This is a genomic window from Emticicia agri (assembly GCF_004168285.1).
GTDB lineage: Bacteria > Bacteroidota > Bacteroidia > Cytophagales > Spirosomataceae > Emticicia > Emticicia agri.
In genome coordinates this window covers 48,328-70,445 of record NZ_SEWF01000003.1, presented here as the reverse complement: position 1 = coordinate 70,445, position 22,118 = coordinate 48,328, and the positions used below count along the sequence as shown (strand labels likewise).

Genomic DNA, 22,118 nt, shown 5'->3' with positions numbered 1-22,118 from the left:
ATTTCAAATATTGGTTTCTTTTAAATTTTTTGGTTTTGATGATGAATTGTACTATTTCAAGAAACATTATCGTTTAAATAACGATATTTTTAAAATGGTTTGCAAATATACGCCAAAGAAAAGACATTTAATGAAACTATATCAATAATTCGGTAATCTACAATATTGTCAATACCCATGCTCAAGAGCAATACATACTCATTTGATACCTTTTACAAGCATTGAAAAAATTGACAAAACAAATTTTAACAAAGAAATGAAAGCAAATTTAGATGTACTTCCGCTTAACAGTTGGATAGATACAAACGGAAAACCCTTAATTATCGCTGGTCCGTGTAGTGCCGAGACAGAAGAACAAGTAACCGAAACCGTAACCCGTATTGCTAAAGAAGGTTATGCGCATGTGATTCGTGCAGGTGTTTGGAAACCTCGTACACGTCCGGGTAGTTTTGAGGGTATGGGAGAAGCAGCATTGCCTTGGTTGGCTGCCGTAAAAAAAGAAACAGGCCTACCAATTGCAGTAGAAGTAGCAACACCTCAACACATCGAATTAGCTTTAAAATATGGTATTGATATTCTTTGGATTGGTGCGCGTACAACCGTAAACCCTTTCAATGTACAGGATTTAGCTGATGCCCTGAAAGGTGTAGACGTTCCGGTATTAATTAAAAACCCTGTGAACCCTGATTTAGCATTATGGGTTGGCGCATTTGAGCGCATTGCAGGTGCAGGTATCAAGAAAATGGCGGCTATCCACCGTGGTTTTTCTAATGCACAAGAAACCAAATATCGTAACTCTCCAATGTGGCAGCTTGCTGTAGAACTGAAGACATTGTTCCCTCAGTTACCAATCATTGGCGACCCAAGCCATATGGCAGGTAAGAGAGCTTATTTGTTTGAGTTAGCACAACGTGCCTTAGACTTGAATTATGATGGTTTAATCATTGAGTCTCACCGCAATCCTGACGATGCATGGTCTGATGCTTCTCAACAATTAACACCTGAGGCTTTAGGTGAAATGCTTCGTGAATTAGAAGTACGCAAAGCATCTTACGGTGAAGACTTCCAAAGCGAATTAGACAGACTACGTCAAAAAATCGATAACATCGACCGTGAGCTTTTAGAAGTATTAGCGGCGCGTATGGCAGTAGTAGAAAAATTAGGTGAATACAAGAGAGATAATAACGTAGCTGTTTTACAACTGGATCGTTGGAAACAGGTTCATAATAGCCGTGCAGAGCAGGGTAAGAAACTAAATCTATATCCTGAAATGGTTGAAGAATTATTCAAATTGATTCACATGGAATCTATTCGTAAGCAAACGGAAGTAATGAATCAACAAACTGCCTGAGCAGGTTGAATAAATTTATTTAGAGAAAAGAAGAATTTAAAAAAGCGTCAGGTTTTAATCTGGCGTTTTTTTATTAGACTTCTTGCAAGAGTGATTTATGATTGAAAAATTGTGAATTTTCGAGCGAAAATTGGATAAATTTTGATAGCATAGCCTATTATGGTTGAGAAATTTATTCAATTTGTAGCCGAAAAGGTGCAGTTTTGCGGCTTAAAACACTTTTGCAAGAAGTCTATTCCCTGAAATACCGCCACATTTTCATTTTGAAGAACAATTGCTTAGTCCGGTTCCTCGACGTTTCCAGGTCGAGTTCATCCTGTAAATGATTAACGATACTCATCCTGTTGTCAGCAAAAATAATGATATGGGAATATTTATGTTTGGGTAGATACTGCAAAAACAAAGTCCGGTTTTTTATAAATACAGAATCTAATTTGGTAGTGGGTGAAATACTATTGGTTTTGAAAACAGAAGATTTTTTTCTGGAATTTAGCAAGTAAGGGTTATAAATACTGTGAATACCAATCTGGGCATTTGCATTCATCATAATCAACAAAAATCCAATCAACAATAAACTTGTTTTCATTGCCTGATATATGGTTTAGATTACTGAAATAACGCTTGGCAAGATAGAAAATTTTATAAACTACAACTATCATTTTACAAAGGCAGAATTTTAAAGTAACTTTGTAAAAATAAGCTGAAAAATAGAAAATCAGACTTAATTCCAATCAAAATAAAGTGTTAGTCCGCCAGTTTTAATAATGAATCAGGCAGGAAAAAGATACGAAGAGCGTCTATGAGCAAATACGCAACAACAGAAATTACAAGTGCCGAAATTCCGTCGGATAATCCTGTACATCAACGTCTATACTTCCCTTATACAGAAGCAGCAAAAATCATTCACGGCAATGTATTAGAGTTAGGTTGTGGATGGGGTCGTGGTGTTGAGACTTTAATTGAAAAATGCGACCATTATACTGGTTTAGATAAAAACGAACCCCTTATTAATCAGCTACAGGCTGCTTATCCGATGCATACCTTCCGAACGGCTGACTTACCGCATTTGACTAAATTTAAAGATAATACTTTTGACTTTGTAGTTACCTTTCAGGTAATTGAACATATTCAGGACGACCATAAATTTCTATCAGAGGCAGCACGGGTACTGAAACCGGGAGGTAAGATTTTACTGACAACCGTGAACAGACCATATTCATTAAGCCGAAACCCCTGGCATATCCGTGAGTACAATACTGCTGAATTGCGTACATTAATGCAAAAGTATTTTTCGAAAGTAGATACTATGGGCGTAGGTGGCAACAAAAAAGTCTGGGATTATTACGAAGAAAATAAGCAGTCGGTGCGACGAATCATGCGCTTCGATATTTTCGACTTACAACATCGCCTTCCGGCTTGGATGCTTAGATTACCTTATGAAATTCTGAACCGTTTCAATAGAAATAAGTTAATGGAAGGAACCGGAGGTTTGGCAGCCGAAATTCGTTGGGATGACCATTTTCTCTCAAACGAGCCTGAAAAATGTATTGATTTCTTTTTTATAGGAACCAAATAGTATTTCTGGCAATTGAATCAATTGCCGGATTATTTCTTTCACTGAGTGCATTTATATCTTCATATACCTTTTTGTCGCAGGGCTTGTCATTACTGTGATTTTCATTTCAGTACAAACCTGACCATGAAAAGTACAGTTGTAGAGGCTATTAATCGGGAAATTGAATTACAAGCCAATTATCTTAGCAATAAAGAGCTACAAACCATCTATTTTGGTGGTGGAACACCTTCTCTACTCAATATTAATGAGTTGTATGACACTTTTAAAACAATTAAAAAGTATTATACTTTTTCAGAAGATATTGAAATAACCTTAGAAGCAAACCCCGATGATATAACCAAAGAGCGCCTCTCTATTTTACAAAGATTTGGCTTCAATCGCTTAAGTATTGGTATTCAGTCTTTTAACGACCATCATCTGAAAAAACTGAATCGCATCCACAATGCCTCTCAGGCAGAAGAATGTGTTAAATTGGCTCAGGATATGGGATTTGAGAATATTACCATTGACCTCATCTATGCCATTCCATACGAAAATCATCATATCTGGAAAAATGATTTGGAACGGGCACTTAACCTGAATGTGCCACATATTTCTTCTTATTGCTTGACTATTGAAGAAAAAACTGTTTTCGGTAAGTGGTTACAACTCAATAAGATTCCTCCTGTCAACGAAGATTTCGCATCCGAACAATTCAGAATCTTAGTTGACACGCTTGAATCTGCCGGATATGAGCAATATGAAATCTCCAATTTTTGCAGAGACAATAAATACTCTCGCCATAATTCTTCTTACTGGCAACGTCATGAATATTTAGGTGTTGGCCCGTCTGCCCATTCCTACAATGGTAATTCACGACAGTACAATGTAGCTAACAATACCTCTTATCTCAAAGCCATTCATTTGGGCCAAGTTCCGGCTGATTATGAACTGTTATCCAAAGAAGAAAAGATTAACGATTATATACTGACAGGCTTACGTACCAAATGGGGATGTAATATAAATGAAATTGAAAAAATGGTTGGTAGCAAATGGCAGATAGCCAATCAGGCAGTTTTAAATAAATATCTAACCAGTAAGCTTTTACAACTCAACAATCAAACACTTACCCTTACCCGACAAGGCAAGTTATTTGCCGATAGAATTGCCAGTGATTTGTTTTTAATCTGACAAGTTAGTTCTCAAAATCTACTACTGTATTGTTATAATTACTATTTTTTTTATATTTGGTTAGCCAAATACGGTTTTAAAATTTTAGCGAAAAATCAAATTATCTACACATGTAGATAAAACTTTTCGCAAAAAAACTGTGTTCCCCCAACTAATACCTATTCTAAAAAATGCATTACAACTTACTACTCGTTATATCATTACTTTTTGTCATTTTCATGTTAGTTATGTTAGGGCAAAAAATTAAAATATCCTCTCCTATCTTTTTAGTATTGGCGGGGTTGTTTATCAGTTTCATGCCCAAAATTCCACAAATTGAGGTTGACCCTGAGCTTATTTTTTTAATCTTTCTACCACCATTACTTTACGAAGCAGCCTGGTACACCTCCTGGAATGATTTCTGGAAATGGAAACGCCCTATTGCACTACTCGCTTTTGGTTTGGTTATTTTTACATCAACCATTATAGCCTATGCGTCGCAGGCCATGATTCCCGGATTTACGCTTGCCTTGGGCTTCTTACTGGGCGGTATTATTTCTCCTCCTGATGCAGTAGCGGCCTCATCAGTTCTTAAGGGAATCAAAGTACCAAAGAGAGTTCTTACAATTTTAGAGGGAGAAAGCCTTATTAACGATGCTTCAAGCTTAATTGTCTTCCGATTCGCCCTGGCTGCCATTGTTACAGGACAATTCTCTTTGCAACAAGCCATTGGCACTTTCTTTTGGGTGGCTGGTATGGGCATTGTTGTAGGGCTGGTTATTGCACACGTTGCTTATGCAGTACATCGGTTTTTGCCTACTACACCCAGTATTGACGCCGCACTTACCTTATTAACACCTTATTTCATGTATATTGTAGCAGAGCAATTTCATTTTTCGGGTGTAATGGCTGTAGTAAGTGGTGGTTTGTTCTTATCTTACCGCTCGCATGAAATACTAACACATGGGTCAACTCGTTTGCAAACCATAGGGGTTTGGGCAACATTGGTTTTTGTACTCAATGGCTTAGTATTCATCCTGATTGGGTTAGAACTTCCGATGATTATAAAAGGACTTGAAGGCTATTCAATTTTAGAGGCTGTTAAGTATGCCGTTATCATTAGTATTTTAACTATTGTTGTGAGATTAGTATGGATATATCCTGCCACTTTTATACCACGGTTTTTATTTAAAAGCATAAGAGAGAATGAAGCAAACCCGGGCTTAAAAAATCCATTTATTTTAGGTTGGGCAGGTATGAGAGGTGTGATTTCCTTAGCATCTGCATTGTCTATTCCTCTTTTTCTCAATAGTGGACAGCCATTTCCACATCGCAATCTGATATTGTTCATCACTTTTGTAGTCATTCTGATAACCTTAGTTTTTCAGGGTTTAACATTGCCCTTTATTGTGAATTGGTTAGGGATAAAAGAAATCGACCATATTGCACCGGAAGAAGAACAAGAAGCAGGCATTAAATTGAGGATTAAAAAAGCCGCACTCAATCAACTCAACGAGAAATATTCAAGTGAAATAAAAAATAATGAACTATTAAGTTTCTTAAAGCATGAGATTGAAAGTGATATTTCACTGACACACCAGCGGCTGAACTCAATGGAATGCCAGATATGTCAGAAAAAAGAGATTGAACAATATAACAAGGTTTTAAAAGAACTTTACATTACTCAAAGAAAAGAATTGTATTCTATTCGTAAAGAATATGCCTTTAGTGATGATGAAATTCGTAAGCAAGAAATGCAATTAGACTTTGATGAAGCTAAAATAACCTGGAACGGTCATTCATAAATCTGACATCCTCTTAAATATTTATGCTAAACCGCTATTCTTTTAACTGGGTAATACAACTTATTTTAATTACTCAAATAAGTTTCTCGCTTTTTGCTCAGAATATCACCTCACAGAAAACAGAAAACTGGCACGGGTTTCAGAAAGTCAGTTTTCTGTTAGATGGTACTCCTGCTCACTATGTAAAGCCTAATAAGCCTATGCCCGGTAGTCCGTGGATATGGCGTGCCTATTTCGCCGACTGGCATATTGATATGGATAGCATCCTTTTAGAAAAAGGCTTTCATGTTGCCTATATCAATACTGACAACCGATACGGAGACCCACAAGCCATGCTGAAATGGGATGATTTTTATAAGTATCTCACTAAAAACCTTTCTTTTGCTCCTAAAGTGGCTTTAGAAGGCATAAGCCGTGGAGCGTTATATGTATATGCCTGGGCAAAACGCAACCCTGAAAAAGTCAGTTGCATTTATACCGAAACACCCGTTTGTGATTTTAAAAGTTGGCCGGGAGGCAAAGGAAAAAGCAAACGAAACGAGCAGGAATGGAAGCAGTTATTAGAAGTATATAGCTTTACGGAAGAAAAAGCATTAGCCTACGACGATAATCCTTTAGACCATTTAGAAGGCTTAGCGGCACATAAAGTACCTCTTCTACATATTATAGGGTTAAAAGATAAATTAGTCCCAGTAGAAGAAAATACATTCCCCTTAGTAGAAAGATACCAGAAGTTGGGTGGTACTGCTTACGTATATAGCATGAGTCGTGGCCCACAAACTTTAGAAGGGCATCATTTTCCAATCGAACACCCTGAGTGGTGGGCTGATTTCGTGATTCAACATTCTACACCTGTTATACAGCCATTGCCCAAAGCTGATTATGTACAGCTACGAGCTGGGCTTTCGCACTTCTACCAGACTTTACAGCAGAAACAAACTATCACAGTAACTTATTTAGGCGGTTCTATTACGCACAATAAAGGGTGGAGAGATAAAGTAAGCAAATATCTGCAAGAGAGATTCCCTGAAAAGTCTTTTACATTTATTAATGCCGGAATACCCTCATTGGGGAGCCTGCCTCATGCTTTTCGTTTTGAACAAGATGTTCTCAGGAAAGGTAAACCAGATTTATTATTTGTTGAAGCCGCTGTAAACGACCACACCAACGAAACCGACAGTCTGACCCAAATAAGAGCTTTGGAAGGAATTATACGCCATGCCAAAAAAAGTAATCCTGCAATAGATATAGTTTTAATGTCTTTTGCTGATCCTGATAAAACGGCAGATTATCAAAAAGGGTTTATTCCGTTGGAAATTATGAATCATGAGGCAGTAGCTAACCATTACCAGTTGCCTTCTATTAATCTGGCCAAAGAAATAGCTGACCGATTAGCTGCTAGAGAATTCAGTTGGGAGTATGATTTTAAAGATTTACACCCCTCACCTTTTGGTCAGGAAATTTATTACCAAAGCATGAAATTCCTTTTGCATGAAGCCTACAAAAACTTTCTACCAGTTAACGTAGTTTTATCAGAAAGTATTCAATTAACCAAACCGTTAGAGCCTAAGAATTTTGAAGGTGGTAAATATATCGCTATTCATGAGGCAAAAATACAGCAGGGATGGAAAATAATTGAAAAGTGGCAACCATCTGATGGAATCGGAACACGCGAAGGTTTTGTTAATTGCCCTGTTCTTGAAGCAACTTCCTCAGATGCCGCTTTATCTCTGACTTTTACAGGCAATGCCATAGGGATAGGATTAGTTTCAGGGCCGGATGCCGGACAAGTTTTGTATCGCATTGATGGTGGCCTCTATAAAACCATGGATTTATATACTCAATGGAGTCACTTTTTGCATTTACCCTGGTACAAATTGTTTGCCGCAGGTCTTACCGACAAAAAACATACGCTTCAATTAAAAGTAAGTAGCAGTAAAAACCCTCAAAGTAAAGGCAATGCCTGTAGGATAGTTTATTTTTTAGTTAATTCTACTGAAAAATAAACTTTCTTTGCAATTAAATGAACAATATTGTGTTTAATAAGAGAGATTAAAAATAATCAATGAAAGATTTTAACCTTAAATCATATCATATAAGGGCTATGAACTCTTCGTCAGAAGCTGAAAAAGCTTCTATCAATCAGGAATTAAAAGACCTGTATGAATCTTTGTCTGACGAGGATAAAAAAGAATTTAATGAGCAATTGCAAACCTTTTTAATTAAAGAAATGGCAACCATTAACTCATTCTATCAGTCCACCAAAGACGATAATCTTAATTAATCCGCTTTCTTTATTTATTGTATTAACCTTACTTAAAAAATCCGGTGAAAACTACTTCCATTACAGCCTTTTATGTTTGTTTTTCATTTTTATGTTTCTCTCAGGAATCTCCGACAAGTGTACTGAAACTCAATCTTTCAGCACTTACTCTGGGTACTTACTCTCTGCAATACGAAAAAGTATTGGGCAAGAAGATAAGTCTTACTTTAGGGGCAGGTTACAGGCCGGTAAAACGAGTGCCTTTTGCCAGAACAGTAGAAAGATACATTGATGCAGCCGACAGTAGAATAGATTACATAAGTCTGGCGAATGTAAAAAAAGGTGAAGCGACAGTTGGTACATTTAACCTGACACCTGAGTTTCGTTTTTATCTGGGTAAAAACAAGTCTGCACCTATCGGCACATACATTGCTGTTTTTGGCAGGTATAACAGCTATTTTGGGAAAGCACCTGTATTTGTAGACATGGAATACCGTGGAGTAATGGCCAGAGTTGAACTGCCTGTAGATACACAGATTAAAACATATTCAGGAGGTTTAATGCTTGGCAAGCAGTTTCGTTTAGGAAATCGGTTTACTTTCGATTGGTTTATTATCGGTGGGCACTATGGAAAAGTAACCATTTTTGGCGAATCTAAACAAGACCTGGAAGGCTACGACGAACAGTTTATTAAAGACTTAAGAGCAAAAATCATTGATACATTTAAAATTAACGAGCAATATCTGGCATTAGATGTTGATAAATCAGGTGTTAGAGTAGAAAACGCCCGTAATCTGAAACTACTCAATCTTAGAGGGCTTGGATTTAATATTGGATATAGATTCTAAAAATGGCAAGTGCCTTGAAAATTCAAGGCACTTATTTTACACTTTCAATTCAGATTACAAATTCTGATTCCGGCCTGATAACCGATCCATGAAGATAAAGAAGCTCTTTCGCCAAAATATCTCCCCTCTTGCTCATAGAACTTAAATCTACTGAACTGCCCTAAATTAATCTCTGATTCTTGTGTGGCATGAAAATTAATGGTAGGTGCTACAAATAAGGCTATGCGAGGCGTAAGATGTACCTCTAATCCTAAACTACCACGAATCAACTGGTTGAGTTCCCAATCATAGACATCATTCTGCAAGCGAGAACTTACAATATCAAAATTCAGCCAGAATGTTCTGTTTAATCGCCAAGCGGTACCCAACCCATAGCCAAAACTGAATAAAGGTTTATTAAATTCACCAAAACTATATCCAGCAGTAAAAATATTATAGAATCGTTTAACACCTGTTTTAAAGGTAACATTCGCCAGATTCACTTCATCAGTACTTAATTCAAAACGGCGATACCCTCCCCTTTTTACAAAGCTCGCCAAACCTATAGGAATTGAATTAGATTCTTCTGCAAAGTTTAATACTCCTATCTGTAGCCCACCATTAACCCGAGTGGCAATATTTATAACCCCTACCTGCATACCTTTGAAGTTTTCACCTACATAATTAAAAAATCCTGAGGCTTGTACACCATCAAAATTACCACCTACCACATTACCAAAACCTGCAGCCTGAACACCGCTTCCATTGCCTAATACTATATTGCCAAATCCTGCCCCTTGCACTGCATTTCTGGTACTATGTAACACCATATTAGCAAAACCGGCTCCTTGTACCCCACTAAAACTCCTGAAAACCAAATTGCCAAACCCTGCTCCCTGTACTCCATAAACACTTTTCCCCACCACATTGGCGAACCCTCCGGCCTGTATTCCTTTTACACTCTCCCCTACCAGATTGGCAAATCCTGCGGCCTGTATTCCACCTACTTTACCCCTCACCAGGTTCAAAAAGCCACCTATTTCAAGTTTTCTTACCCCTAAAGAGTATCCAGCAATAACATTCAAAGAATAATCATTGATTACATTCCCACTCAGGTAATGATTAGTACCAACAAATGGCAGAAAAGATACTTGTACCGGACGATAAATTGTATCTCCGATATTGTTCAAGTGAATATTCTGTCTGGTTGTTATTAACCAGTCGGTTATGTGTCTTTGAGCTGTGAGCAGCCTGTCTTTAGTTTCATTCCAGTAATCCTGATAGTCTAACTTTGTTGACACTTCAACAGTTGAATCTTTTTTGGCTAAAACCAATGGTGCAATTTTTAGAGGTACTATACTATCTATTTTTTTCAGGGGTAATGTATCGGTTTTAATAGCAATTGGTTCCAGTTTTTTTGCCGAAACCTGTATTGGTTTAATTGGCAAAAGCATCACATTCAATGTTGTATTGGCTTTACTTTTAACCGTCAATTCTTCATTATGATAATTTTGTTTGCGTACCTGTATGCTTATATTTGAGAGTGTAACAGGAATTTTCAGGCGGTAATACCCATATTGGTTAGTGACGGCAGAAGCAAGTGTAATAGGCTCGTACACACTGGCTTTTTCAATTTTCAAGCCCGTTTCCCCGTCTGAAACGTAGCCCATCACGAAAAAATCCTTTTTCGGCTCTTCGTCATTTTTTTTGAGAATAATATAGTTACCCTTATTTCTGAAGGTAGCCGTATTACCAAAAATCATAGTCAGTACTTCTCTTACAGATTGGTTCTGAACAGAAACCGTAACACGCTTATTAATGTCAATTTCGTTAGGGTTATAAGAAAAACTGAAATTGCCTGCACCTGAAATGTTTTTAAGTGCATTATCTAATTTTACATTATTGATTCTTATGGTAATAATCCTTTCAAGTGGAGGTATGTTCTGAGCAAAAGACTGGGAAAGATGTAATAAAAAAATAAACGTTAATAGCTTTTTCATAAATTACTTTTTTGAAGCTATGACACCTCACAACACTTTTTCCCCTATAAAAATTTATTTTTTCAACTATTAATTCTGTAAATAGGTGTGGATTATTCAGCACAACCCTCACCATCCAATACATATTTCTCTCCTTTTGAGCTCAGAGTCAGATTCAGCGTTTCGGCAATGATATTCAATGCATCAGGAAGAGTTTCATTATCAAATCTGGTAGTCAGGCGACACGCTTTAATACGATTATTTTTTAAGGAAATATTTACATGATACCCCTCTTCCAATACTTTAGCTACATGTTCAAGGCTTGAGTTTTCAAAAACAAATATTTTTGTTTTATAGGCAAAAGCATTTTTATCAATTAACACCTGCTTTTTAATAGTATCTTTTTCAGCTTCAAAAGCCGCTTTTTCACCTGCCACTAATAGCGTAGCCTTAGACTTATTTTTAAATTGTACTTTTCCGGTTTCTACACTTACTTCTACATTTTTATTATAAGCCCGCACGTTAAACGAAGTTCCCAATACCTTAACATCAGACCCATTGGCATGAATCAAAAAAGCTTTTGTTTCATCTCTTTTGATGTCAAAAAATGCTTCGCCAGTTAAATTAACTTCACGCATATCACCCTTAAAGTTCTCGGGATAGGTTATGGTGGTATTTGCGTTTAAAAATACTACCGATCCGTCGGGCAGGGTTTGTTCTAAAGTATTATGTGTAGTTTTTAACGAAATAAGTTCAGGAGCCGAATTTTTGAATAAATAGAATAATATACCTACGGTCAGAAGAACACTAATGCTTGCCGCAACACCTAAGGTAAAAAATTTGTTTTTCTTGGGCGCAATTGGCATCGAAACAACCTTGGTTTCACTAATTGAATCCATTTTTGACTTCACTTTCAACCAGGCTGCATCTGTATCTACAGTTTGTGAAAATTGCTCTTTTAACTGATTGGTTTTATCCCAGATAAAAGCATAATCATCTAACTCTTTCTGATTTCCTTCATTTTCCTGAAGCCATTTTTCAACCAAGGCATTCTCTTGTACATCAGTTTCCTGTGCCAGAAATTTGCCTAAAAGGTCTTCGTTGTTATCAGAATTATTCGTATTCAAGTTTAGTATTTTTATCTGTCAGGCTATTCAAATATACCAGTAATCGTTTCTTACGCTTACCAATCCATCTATCAGTAAGACAATCAGTGGCAGATACTCTGCTAAATCTGTTCTCAGAATCTTTAATGCTTTTCCAATTTGGTTTTCTACCGTTTTAGGCGAAATACCCAATTTTTCGGCAATCTCATGGTATTTTAATTCTTCAAAACGGCTCAGTCTGAAAATCAGGCGACATTGCTCAGGTAACTTCTCAATTGCTTCCTCAATTCGTCTCTCTAATTCATTTTTCATGACCGATTGCCCTACCGACTCATAAGAGTTTTCGTGGTAGTTGCTGGCGTATTGCTGATATTCTTCTCTTATTTTCAGGTGCTTAATTCTGTTCAGACAATGATTATGAACAGCCCTGTACAAATAAGATTTCAATGATATACTTATTTCTAACTCTGCTCTTTTCTCCCAGATACCAGAAAATAAGTTCTGTACAATTTCTTCAGCTTCGTCCATCTCTTTCAGCATAGAATTGGCATAATTGCATAAGCTCTGATAGTATTTCCGAAAAATTGTCTCGAAAATACGTTCATTCCCCTGCCTGATTGCACCAACTATTTCTTGCTCCGATAATTGCACCGAATAAAATTTGAAAGTTTATGCAAACATAGCTTTTTCTATGCAAAGTTCGATAGTGGAATTTGATAAACGGATTTTTTTATGTGACAACTCAACAAGCCCATACCCCCATTTACTTTCAGTAATTTTTTTTAATAACCCATAATAAAATATTCTGAATTTTGAGAGGTGAGAAAAATTTTCAAAAAAATAGGTTTGTCGAATAGGGGTTCAGCTTTTTTCGTTTGTCATACACACAAATACAAACAAAAACGATTATGAAAAACTTAAGATTAAACAGTGCAGTAGCTATTATAATAGTAGCCTTCAGTATTAGCTCATGTGGACTTTTGCAACAAGGAATCGAACCTCGTAATCCGGAAGATAAAACTTTTAATTTACGGAATTTCGATAAATTAGAAATGGGTAATGCCTTTCATATCAATGTAAAACAAGGTAACGATTTCAAAATACAAGCCAATGGTGATAGCCGTGATATTGATGATTTGATTGTAAAAGTAAATAATGGTGAGTTAAAAATCTATTATGCCAACTGGCGTGTCAGGCGTTATCGTATGGAAATTGACATTGAGATGCCTACGGTGAAAGAAATTGATTTTTCAGGAGCATCTACTTCCTACATTGAGGGTTTCGATAACCTTGATGAATTAGAAATTGATTTATCCGGTTCTTCAAGAGCTACCCTATCAGCAAAAGCAAGGTTTTATGAAATTGATTTATCAGGTGCCTCAGAATTAGACATAGAAGGAAGCGGCAAAGAAATGGAAATAGATTTATCAGGTGCTTCTAAATTAAATGCCTTCGATACGGTTGTAGAAAAAGCAACGCTTGATGTATCTGGTGCAAGTAGCGGCAGGGTAAATGTAAGTGGGCAGCTAAACGTAAGAGCAAGTGGAGCAAGTAAAGTGAGATACCGTGGGAATCCTCAGGTGAACTCTAATTTATCAGGCAGCAGTAAAGTGGAGAAAGATTAATTCGGACTATAAAAATGAAGAAAACTAACCAGGCGTTCATAGTTCAGTAACTCTTCGTCTGAACCGTTTTTTAATAAAAAGTGTCGGTAAATATTTGTAATTGTCGTAAAACTATGGTTATCTGTCAGTTTTGCGGCAATTACACCTTTAAAGCACCGATGAATCTGATTATACAAATACCTGCAAGGCTTGGTAGGCATATCATTAATCAGATCGTTGATTTTTTCTAAACAAGCCGCTTCTTCTAAGAACCTGAACCCCCGGAGTTTGAAAAAACTTTTAATCTCTTCTAAAATCTTATATAACTCTTGTTCATCTGTTACCTTGAATCTGAAGTATTTAAGATTCTGAAACTTACCGAAACTAATCACAAGCGTATTGGCTGAAGACCTGTTCCCTCTGGCATTATTGAGAAACTGTTGGGCTAATTGCTCAATAAATTCATACCGTACTCCAAAATTCACTTCAATCCAGAATTCTTTTTGTGTTTCTGAAATAGAAAATATTACATTCTGAAATCCGTTTTGCGTAGCTTTGCGAAATTGCTTGTTATCTATGTGCAGATTGAAGTCATGCTCCTGGAAAAACTCCTCCAGTTGCTGATAGAATTTCACTTCAAACTTACTTAGTATCATAGAGGTAGTTTTAACTAAACTAATAAACTTTTGCTAATCAAAAATGTTTAATATTAAAGAATAATTTCAGGTCATTCAGAAAATTCCCAAGTCTCAAAGCAGATGTTAAAAAAATTTACCTTATCACTACTTACATTCTTTTTTTACGTTAGTCTCTCTGCACAAACTACCCAGACAGTGCGCGGCAGAATCATTGATACAAATAACGAAAAACCACTTGCCGGAGCAAATATTATTTTAAAAAATACTACTCAAGGAGCTCAGACTGACGATAACGGATACTTCCGGCTCGAAAAAGTTCCGGTTGGTCGTCATCAGCTTGAAATTAGTTCAATAGGTTTTGAAACCCAGGTTATTTCAGAAATATTGGTTGAGTCAGGCAAAGAAGTAGTACTCGAAATTCGTCTGCAGGAAGCTACCAAACAATTAGGAGAAGCCATTGTTAAGGCTCCATCTAATAACCTTACAGGTTCACTGACAAGTATTCATTCTATTACAACCGAGCAGATATTCCGCTACCCCGGTACCTATCTCGACCCTGCCCGTTTAGCATCAGCTTATGCGGGAGTTGCGAATTCAAATGATCAGGCTAATGGCATGATTATCCGAGGTAATTCGCCCAACAGCATGCAATGGCGTTTAGAGGGAGTAGAGATTGTAAACCCCAACCATTTAAGTAATGCCGGTACTTTCAGTGACCGAATCACCCAGAATTCGGGAGGAGTAAATATTCTATCAGCACAGTTATTAGGAAACATGAACTTTCTTACAGGAGCTTTTCCGGCAGAATATGGCAATGCGCTTTCAGGTGTAATGGATATGCGTTTAAGAAAGGGCAATAATCAGCGGCATGAGTTTACGGCTCAGGCAGGCTTGATAGGTATTGATTTGGCAGCAGAAGGCCCTCTTAGCAACTCAAAGAAAAATGGCAGTTATCTGGTCAACTACAGATACTCTTTTACAGGTTTATTAGGCTTATTGGGAGTAACTTTTGGCGGAGAAGACATTACTTTTCAGGATTTGTCGTTCAATATATCGTTGCCCTCTAAAAAATCGGGCACTTTTACAGTATTTGGTATGGCCGGACTAAGCAGTAATTACTTTGCCGGACAACGTGATACAACCCTATGGGAAGTACAAAAAGATGGTTTTGATATAAATTATACCAACAAAATGGGAGCCTTAGGTGCCACTCATAGTATCAATATTGGAGATAAATTACTATGGAGAACTACACTCGTAGGCTCTGGCTTAGAAAGTGTCCGTAAAGGTTATGTCCTGAGTAAAAGTAATTTTCAAAGATATTTAACCCAATCTGATAGCGTTTATAAAGGTAGAATCTCTTTTACCAGTTCACTTGGATATAAAATTAACACCAGAAATTTATTAAAAGTAGGTGCATTTATCACCCATCAGTCTGATGGTATTTATTCAGTAGCAAGCGAACAATCGGCTAAGGGTGAAGGCCGAGGTCTTGTACTTCAACCCTATATTAACTGGCAATTTACACCTGTTTCCAAGCTAACTGCAAACATTGGTTTACATTACCTCAATTATACAGTCAGCAAATCCCAGTCAGTTGAACCCCGAGTTTCTGTGGGTTATCAGCTTACAAATAATCAATCAATTAGTTTTGCTTATGGTTTGCACAGTCAGTTACAGCTACCACAGGTTTATTTTGCTTATAGCACATTAGCACAAAATACCCCCAATATTGCGCTCGACTTTACTAAAGCACATCATTATGTGTTAAGCCACCAGTATTTTTTCAAACGTGGTTCTTATTTCAAGACAGAATTATATTACCAGAAAATATTTAATGTACCTGTTATTACTGCTTCTCCACTGGTAACGCAAAAAGTTGAACCAGGTTTTTCTACCTTAAATCTGGTTGAAGGCTTTATAGATGAACCATTACAAAACAAAGGTACAGGTCAGAATTATGGTATAGAAATTACGTATCAGCAATACCTGGCCAATGGGTTTTATGCGTTAGTAAATGGTACTTATTTTAATTCTTCATATGTAGGTGGCGATGGTGTAAAAAGAAATACCCGTTATAACGGTAAACATATTTTTAATTTAACAACAGGTAAAGAATGGGAATATAGTAAAAACCGGATACTGGGAACAAGCATCAGAATCATCTGGTTAGGAGGTTTCTATGAAACACCTATTGATGAACAGGCATCTCAGCAGGCGGGCAGAGCTATTTATAAAGTTACTGAGGCATTTACTGTCAAACAACCCGACTATTTCAGACCTGATTTTCGTATTTATCTCAAAAAATCAAAAGAAAGATATTCACGTACTTTGGCTTTAGATATACAGAATATTGCAGGTTATAAAAATACAGCTTATAGTTATTATGATATTTTACAGAAAAAAGTCATTAAACAATATCAATTAGGCTTAATTCCAATTCTTAGCTATCGTTGGGAATTTTGATAACAAAACACATGAGAAATCCATTTTTGTATTTTATATTTTTAGTATTACCTCTGTCAGGGCTGGCGCAGGAAAAAGGTGGCATGAGTTGTTCATTATCTAAACAAAGCACATTTGCCCGAAATGCCCGTTATGCTGAAATGGCATATCCTGGCGATGATAAAATAGACATAGGGTATTATAAATTAAATCTGGATATTTCTTATGCCCAAAGATACCTGAAAGGCGAAGCTACTATTAGTCTTAAAGCAAATTCAACTATTTCGGGTTGTTTTTTAGACCTTAAAAATACCCTGAAAGTTGACTCCATTAAGTTGGGTACAAAAAAATTAACTTACAACCAGGAGACAGCCAAAGTGAATATCACTTTTGACAAGTCTTATACGCAAAATCAAGTTCTTACCCTGATTATCTATTATCAGGGCAATCCGGTTGCTTCATCATTTGGCAGTTTTACTTTTGGCTCTCATGCCACATCTCCAATTGTATGGACATTAAGCGAGCCTTATGGAGCACCTGACTGGTTTCCATGCAAAGACACTCCGGCAGATAAAGCAGACTCATCTGATGTATGGGTTACAATGCCCAAAGAATTTGTGTCAGTATCTAACGGTACTTTGACAAAAACCTTAGATAATACTAATGGTACAAGAACTTATCAATGGAAAAACCACTATCCGATTGCACATTATCTGATTTCAATTGCCGCTACCAACTACACCGAATATAAGAATTATTATAAGTATAGTGCGACTGATTCTATGGTGGTAACCCACTACATTTACCCCGAAAACTTCTCTGCGAACGTAAGGAATCAGTTAGACCAAACCCCGTTTATGCTTAAACTTTTCTCTGATAAATACGGGCAATATCCATTTATTAAAGAAAAATACGGGCATGCACAATGTGGTTTTGGTGGAGGCATGGAACACCAGACTTGCAGTTCGATGGGCAATTTTGAGAGTAGTCTTGTAGCCCATGAATTGGCGCATCAATGGTTTGGCGATAAAATCACCTGCAAAAGTTGGGAGCATATCTGGCTTAATGAAGGGTTCGCTACCTTTAGTGAAGCTGTTTATGCCGAAGCTGTCGGAGGGAAAAATGCCTACAATACAACGATGAACAGCAATATGGTTTTCGCCAGAAGAGCTGCAGGTAGTCTTTTTGTAAAAAACATTAATAGCGAAAACGAAATCTTTGGTTTTAACCGTAGTTATGCCAAAGGAAGCGTTGTACTGCACATGCTGCGAGGCATAGTAGGCGACGAAAAATTCTTTAAAACCCTTCAGAACTATCTTGTTTCATCTGTGGCCTATAACTCTGCAACTACTGAGGATTTTCAGAAAGTAGCCGAACAAACCACAGGCCTGAATCTTGATTATTTTTTCAAAGAATGGATTTATGGCGAGAGTTATCCAAGATATAGTTATGGATGGACAACTGCCACAGCTGCAGATGGGTCATCAACTGTAACTCTTAAAGTTACCCAAACCAAAAATACTAATCCTGAATATTTTTCAATGCCTGTTGACATAAAAATTATTACTTCACAGGGCGAAACCACTACATCTGTTTTTATTGATAAGGCAACGCAGGATATTGAAATTCCTAATATCAAGGGCACTATAAATCAGGTAGTTTTTGACCCTGAGAACAAGGTTCTGAAAGAGGCTACTGAAGTAAAAATATCACTTACCGGAAAAGAACCTGTAAGTCAATTGATAGACTGGCAAATATCACCTAACCCAACTACCAGTGAGGTATTAATTGATTTTACCTTAAAACAGAATACTTCCGCTCAGATTTCGGTTTTTGATGTAGCGGGCAGAAAAGTAAAAGAACTGCCGGAAGAAAAGCTGAGTGCGGCCAGTTATAAAAGAACAATTAAAATAGATGACCTACCTGTTGGCAATTATATTGTTCGCATAGGTTTTGGCAAGTATTCGTTAGCCAAAGTTTTAGTAGTGAGGTAAATACTACCTCACTAAAAATCACCATAGTTTACTTGCAGACACGGTAGCCCTAAATCTAAACGCCATAAGTCAACCACTTGGTTACGGTCGTCTAAAACAAATTTTACATAATACTTACCTTTCACGTGGGTTTCATAGAGTTCTTTTTTAACTACTGAATCCTTACGTGAATCTCCCGTAGCTCGCATATATAAAGCATCATAATTAATACCATTACATTCCAACCAGTTAATGGTTTGCTTTCTGGCCTTTTCTTCTCTACCAGACATAAAAATCACTTTTGTACCTAACTGGTAGTAAGTCTGAACAATGTCTGCCACAGGCTTATTTAACAAATCAGTCTCGCAACGTTCAGCATCATAGGGGCTTCGGGCATGTAAAATAGCCAGTGTACCATCTAAATCACATAAAATCGCCGGTGGCAAAGTATCATCTTGAGCCTGATAATGTGGCCCTCGCTCATCTTTCAATACGTGTTGTCTATACATTTTCATAATCACCTCCTTACCTACTTTTTTCTCTCTTACTTCATCTCTTGCCAATGACTCTTCTAATGAGGTCATCATCTCTTTAATCTCAATTCTTACCTCTTCGCCTGTATCTTTTCTATATTTTTCTACTACTTGCGTAATGCGCTCTACCGGACGGTCTGATAAATTAGTATCATCAATCACTACATGATGTCCGGCTTTCAAGGCTTCTACCAGCATTATATCCCGTACTTTTTCTACAAACTTCTCATTATATGTGGTATGATGCGAATTATCCAACATAGCACGTAGCTCATCTTTATTCAGCCGTTTCCACATGCCTCTTTTTTCCTCTAATAAATTTCGGGCAAAAGTGGACTTCCCACTTGCCGGCAATCCACGCAATATTAATACAGTTTTCATTTTGTTTGTATTTTCTTAGCGTTGGATACCTTTAGAACGGCTAAAAGAAATATACCAGTCGATAAACTTCATTTAGCCGTCATAATTATGCTATTTCTAATCTAAGAATATGGCTAAAAATCAGTTGAAGTACCCAACACTTCGTTTATATTTAATTCATTGTGAATCATTTCTAATTTTGCTTTGGCCATACCGTAAGCATCCTTGCCCAAGAATAAATGTAATGGAGGATTATCATTTTTTGAGACTTCTATGAGTACACTTGCTGCTTTTTCTGGGTCGCCCGGTTGATTACCTACTATTTGATTTTCGTGTAATGCCTCTAATTCTCTTGCCTCTTTATAGGCTGCGATAGGCTTTTGTGGCAAACATAAAGAACCTTTCAAAAGAAAGTTGGTACGAAAATAACCCGGATAGACAATTGTTGCCGTGATGCCAAGAGATTTTGCCTCAACTGCCAATGCCTCTGTAAAACCTGCCACGGCAAACTTTGTTGCGCAATAAATACCCCATCCGGGAAAACCACCAGTAAAACCACCAATTGAGGAAATATTAAAGATATGCCCAGATCTCTTTTCCCTAAAGTGAGGCATAATGAGACGAATAACATTCAAAGAACCAAAAACATTAATATCAAAGTTTTTCCGAGCTTCTTCATCACTCAATTCTTCCAGAGTTCCTAATTGTCCATATCCTGCGTTGTTTACAACAACATGTATTTCGCCAAACGTGTTAATAGTTTCAGTGACGGCTTTAACTACACTTTCTTCATTTACCAAATCCACTTGTAGTGGCAAGAAATCTGGAATATTTTCCCCAATTTCTTCCTTTAATTCACTGATGTTTCTTGAAGTAGCTGCTACCTTATACCCTTCATTTAACAATTTTTTTATCAATTCAAGCCCCAAACCTTTTGAAGAGCCTGTTACAAACCAAACTTTCTTTGTGTCCATTTTTTTATTTAATTTTTAAATTAATTGATGACACAAAATTAGGCTTGAGGCAGGTCTCAATTATTACAACAAACAAACCCATAATTGCGAAAATCAAACTACCTGTGCTGCACGAAAAGATTTAGGCGAAATCTGAGTGTACTTTTTGAAAAAATTGATAAAATGAGGGGGTTCTTCAAATCCAAGACTATATCCAATTTCTGCAATATTCCAATCACTATGCTTTAGCAAGGTCTTTGCTTCCTGTGCAATGCGCTCACCTATTACTTGGGAAGTAGTTTTGCCTGTAGTCTCTTTAATAACTCTGTTCAGGTAATTTACATGTAATGACAGTTGATTGGCATAATCGACAGGCGCACGGAAATTAACCTGCTGTTGTAAGGATTCAATCGGAAATTGTCTTTCCAGTAACTCCAGAAAAATCGCCGAAATACGAGTATGCGCATTGTGGTTCGATTGCACCACAGTTGCAGGTTGCATTTTCTGGGCAGTATGAATCAACTCTATGACAAGCGCCCTGATTAAGTCATACTTATATAGATAATCGGTCTTAATCTCATCCATTATTCGTAAGAAGATTCCTTTAACCCTAACTAAATCCTCATCACTTAAAAAATAGATAGGATTACCTCCTGGCTTAAAAACCGGATAGTCTTTAATCTTCCCGAACTGATTAAAAAAGGCTTCGGTAAAAACACAAAAATATCCTGATTGCTCTTCTCCCAGATATTCCCAGTTATAAGGAATCTGCGGGTTTGCAAATAATATAGCCTGCTTATCAATTTCAATTGTTTTATCAGCATAATTCGCCCTGTTTTTACCGATAATAAGACTGATTTTAAAAAAGTCTTTACGGCTATAGGGAATCTCCCTGCTATATTGAGGCAAAAAATCTTCTAACTTAAATACATTGAAATGTCCTATTTCTTTATCTAAATTATCCGGTATGCTATTTACCTTGATCTGATAAAAATCTCTGATGGTCTCTGTTTTATTCATTTTTTAAAACTAAAGATTATTTAATCTATTCTATAACAGGGTTTTAATACTTAAATTTTCAATACTCCATTTAATACCTTTTAATAAATTATCTTTGGTTATCTCCCAAATAATAGTGCTATTTTGCCTCCAATCACTATCCATAAATTCAGACTGCTGAATCTTGTAATTCATATTCCACCCATAATATTTATCACTATAAACTGCAGAAGTCTTGTAGCAGACAGTCTTATTTCTGGTAAATTTTTCGATTTTAATAGCACCTATATATTGGTCTGAAAGATCAAATATTAAGTATGTTTTATCAAGATTTAAACTTATCTGGTCAATCAAGTATTCTAAAAATTTCCTAAAACATGCCTTCTTCCATTCTATCTCATCTTGAATTGCTGATTCAAATTCCAAAAAATCAGGAACAAAATAAAAGTCTGCTATGTAAGGCTCATTCGTTGCAATACCTGCATCTATTTTTACAAATATATCTTGATGTGAGCTACCAAAAGAGTCAAATATAAATCTTATCATTTGTTTAAAAG

19 protein-coding genes are annotated in these 22,118 nt (G+C 36.7%); 10 read left to right on the top strand and 9 right to left on the bottom strand.

The annotated features are described in order from the left end of the window. Positions 1–256: 256 nt before the first annotated feature. Positions 257–1,351, top strand: a complete 1,095-nt coding sequence (locus EWM59_RS02510) for a chorismate mutase (protein ID WP_130019379.1) — start codon at positions 257–259, stop codon at positions 1,349–1,351. Positions 1,352–1,583: 232 nt separating this feature from the next. On the opposite strand, the gene EWM59_RS02505 is transcribed toward EWM59_RS02510, so the two are convergent. Continuing rightward, a complete protein-coding gene (locus EWM59_RS02505) occupies positions 1,584–1,937 on the bottom strand; it encodes a hypothetical protein (protein ID WP_130019378.1) in 354 nt (117 codons plus the stop codon). 213 nt (positions 1,938–2,150) lie between these two features. Here EWM59_RS02505 and EWM59_RS02500 point away from each other — a divergent pair, with 213 nt between their 5' ends. The 6 genes from EWM59_RS02500 (at position 2,151) to EWM59_RS02475 (ending at position 8,992) form a co-directional block, all read left to right on the top strand. After that, a complete protein-coding gene (locus EWM59_RS02500) occupies positions 2,151–2,927 on the top strand; it encodes a class I SAM-dependent methyltransferase (RefSeq protein ID WP_130019377.1) in 777 nt (258 codons plus the stop codon). Positions 2,928–2,972: 45 nt separating this feature from the next. Then, positions 2,973–4,097: a radical SAM family heme chaperone HemW gene (hemW, locus tag EWM59_RS02495; protein WP_130019376.1), complete on the top strand. Its 1,125-nt coding sequence runs from the start codon at positions 2,973–2,975 to the stop codon at positions 4,095–4,097. Between the two features lie 170 nt (positions 4,098–4,267). Beyond that, positions 4,268–5,881 carry a Na+/H+ antiporter gene (locus tag EWM59_RS02490; protein WP_130019375.1) on the top strand — a complete coding sequence of 538 codons (1,614 nt, stop codon included), beginning with the start codon at positions 4,268–4,270 and terminating at the stop codon, positions 5,879–5,881. Positions 5,882–5,904: 23 nt separating this feature from the next. Beyond that, entirely contained in the window at positions 5,905–7,887 is a 1,983-nt protein-coding gene (locus EWM59_RS02485) for an SGNH/GDSL hydrolase family protein (RefSeq protein ID WP_130019374.1), read from the top strand. Positions 7,888–7,985: 98 nt separating this feature from the next. Continuing rightward, positions 7,986–8,165 carry a hypothetical protein gene (locus tag EWM59_RS02480; protein ID WP_310587824.1) on the top strand — a complete coding sequence of 60 codons (180 nt, stop codon included), beginning with the start codon at positions 7,986–7,988 and terminating at the stop codon, positions 8,163–8,165. A gap of 44 nt (positions 8,166–8,209) precedes the next feature. Then, entirely contained in the window at positions 8,210–8,992 is a 783-nt protein-coding gene (locus tag EWM59_RS02475; RefSeq protein WP_130019372.1) for a DUF3575 domain-containing protein, read from the top strand. A gap of 44 nt (positions 8,993–9,036) precedes the next feature. Here the strand turns inward: EWM59_RS02475 and EWM59_RS02470 are convergent, their stop codons facing one another. The 3 genes from EWM59_RS02470 to EWM59_RS02460 all read right to left on the bottom strand — a co-directional run bounded on the left by EWM59_RS02470 (position 9,037) and on the right by EWM59_RS02460 (position 12,707). Next, the gene (locus EWM59_RS02470) at positions 9,037–10,971 is read right to left on the bottom strand and encodes an STN and carboxypeptidase regulatory-like domain-containing protein (protein ID WP_130019371.1); all 1,935 of its coding nucleotides are present in this window, start codon (positions 10,969–10,971) and stop codon (positions 9,037–9,039) included. 92 nt (positions 10,972–11,063) lie between these two features. Further along, complete coding sequence (locus EWM59_RS02465; RefSeq protein ID WP_130019370.1) at positions 11,064–12,077, bottom strand: FecR family protein; 1,014 nt, start codon at positions 12,075–12,077, stop codon at positions 11,064–11,066. A gap of 27 nt (positions 12,078–12,104) precedes the next feature. Further along, a complete protein-coding gene (locus tag EWM59_RS02460; protein WP_130019369.1) occupies positions 12,105–12,707 on the bottom strand; it encodes an RNA polymerase sigma-70 factor in 603 nt (200 codons plus the stop codon). Between the two features lie 257 nt (positions 12,708–12,964). On the opposite strand from EWM59_RS02460, the gene EWM59_RS02455 reads away from it, so the two are divergent. Continuing rightward, on the top strand, positions 12,965–13,681 hold the full coding sequence (locus EWM59_RS02455) for a head GIN domain-containing protein (RefSeq protein ID WP_130019368.1): 717 nt from the start codon (positions 12,965–12,967) through the stop codon (positions 13,679–13,681). Here the strand turns inward: EWM59_RS02455 and EWM59_RS02450 are convergent. Then, positions 13,678–14,316, bottom strand: a complete 639-nt coding sequence (locus EWM59_RS02450) for a hypothetical protein (RefSeq protein WP_130019367.1) — start codon at positions 14,314–14,316, stop codon at positions 13,678–13,680. The genes EWM59_RS02455 and EWM59_RS02450 overlap by 4 nt on opposite strands. 177 nt (positions 14,317–14,493) lie before the next feature. On the opposite strand from EWM59_RS02450, the gene EWM59_RS02445 reads away from it, so the two are divergent. After that, positions 14,494–16,764, top strand: a complete 2,271-nt coding sequence (locus EWM59_RS02445) for a TonB-dependent receptor (protein WP_229239263.1) — start codon at positions 14,494–14,496, stop codon at positions 16,762–16,764. 11 nt (positions 16,765–16,775) lie between these two features. Beyond that, the gene (locus EWM59_RS02440; RefSeq protein WP_130019365.1) at positions 16,776–18,737 is read left to right on the top strand and encodes a M1 family aminopeptidase; all 1,962 of its coding nucleotides are present in this window, start codon (positions 16,776–16,778) and stop codon (positions 18,735–18,737) included. A gap of 11 nt (positions 18,738–18,748) precedes the next feature. On the opposite strand, the gene EWM59_RS02435 is transcribed toward EWM59_RS02440, so the two are convergent. The 4 genes from EWM59_RS02435 to EWM59_RS02420 all read right to left on the bottom strand — a co-directional run bounded on the left by EWM59_RS02435 (position 18,749) and on the right by EWM59_RS02420 (position 22,107). Then, positions 18,749–19,630 carry a phosphatase domain-containing protein gene (locus tag EWM59_RS02435; protein ID WP_130019364.1) on the bottom strand — a complete coding sequence of 294 codons (882 nt, stop codon included), beginning with the start codon at positions 19,628–19,630 and terminating at the stop codon, positions 18,749–18,751. A 113-nt stretch (positions 19,631–19,743) separates the two neighbouring features. Beyond that, a complete protein-coding gene (locus EWM59_RS02430) occupies positions 19,744–20,583 on the bottom strand; it encodes an SDR family oxidoreductase (RefSeq protein ID WP_130019363.1) in 840 nt (279 codons plus the stop codon). 93 nt (positions 20,584–20,676) lie between these two features. Then, positions 20,677–21,582, bottom strand: a complete 906-nt coding sequence (locus EWM59_RS02425; RefSeq protein ID WP_130019362.1) for a helix-turn-helix domain-containing protein — start codon at positions 21,580–21,582, stop codon at positions 20,677–20,679. Positions 21,583–21,612: 30 nt separating this feature from the next. Beyond that, complete coding sequence (locus EWM59_RS02420; protein ID WP_130019361.1) at positions 21,613–22,107, bottom strand: hypothetical protein; 495 nt, start codon at positions 22,105–22,107, stop codon at positions 21,613–21,615. Positions 22,108–22,118 lie beyond the last annotated feature (11 nt).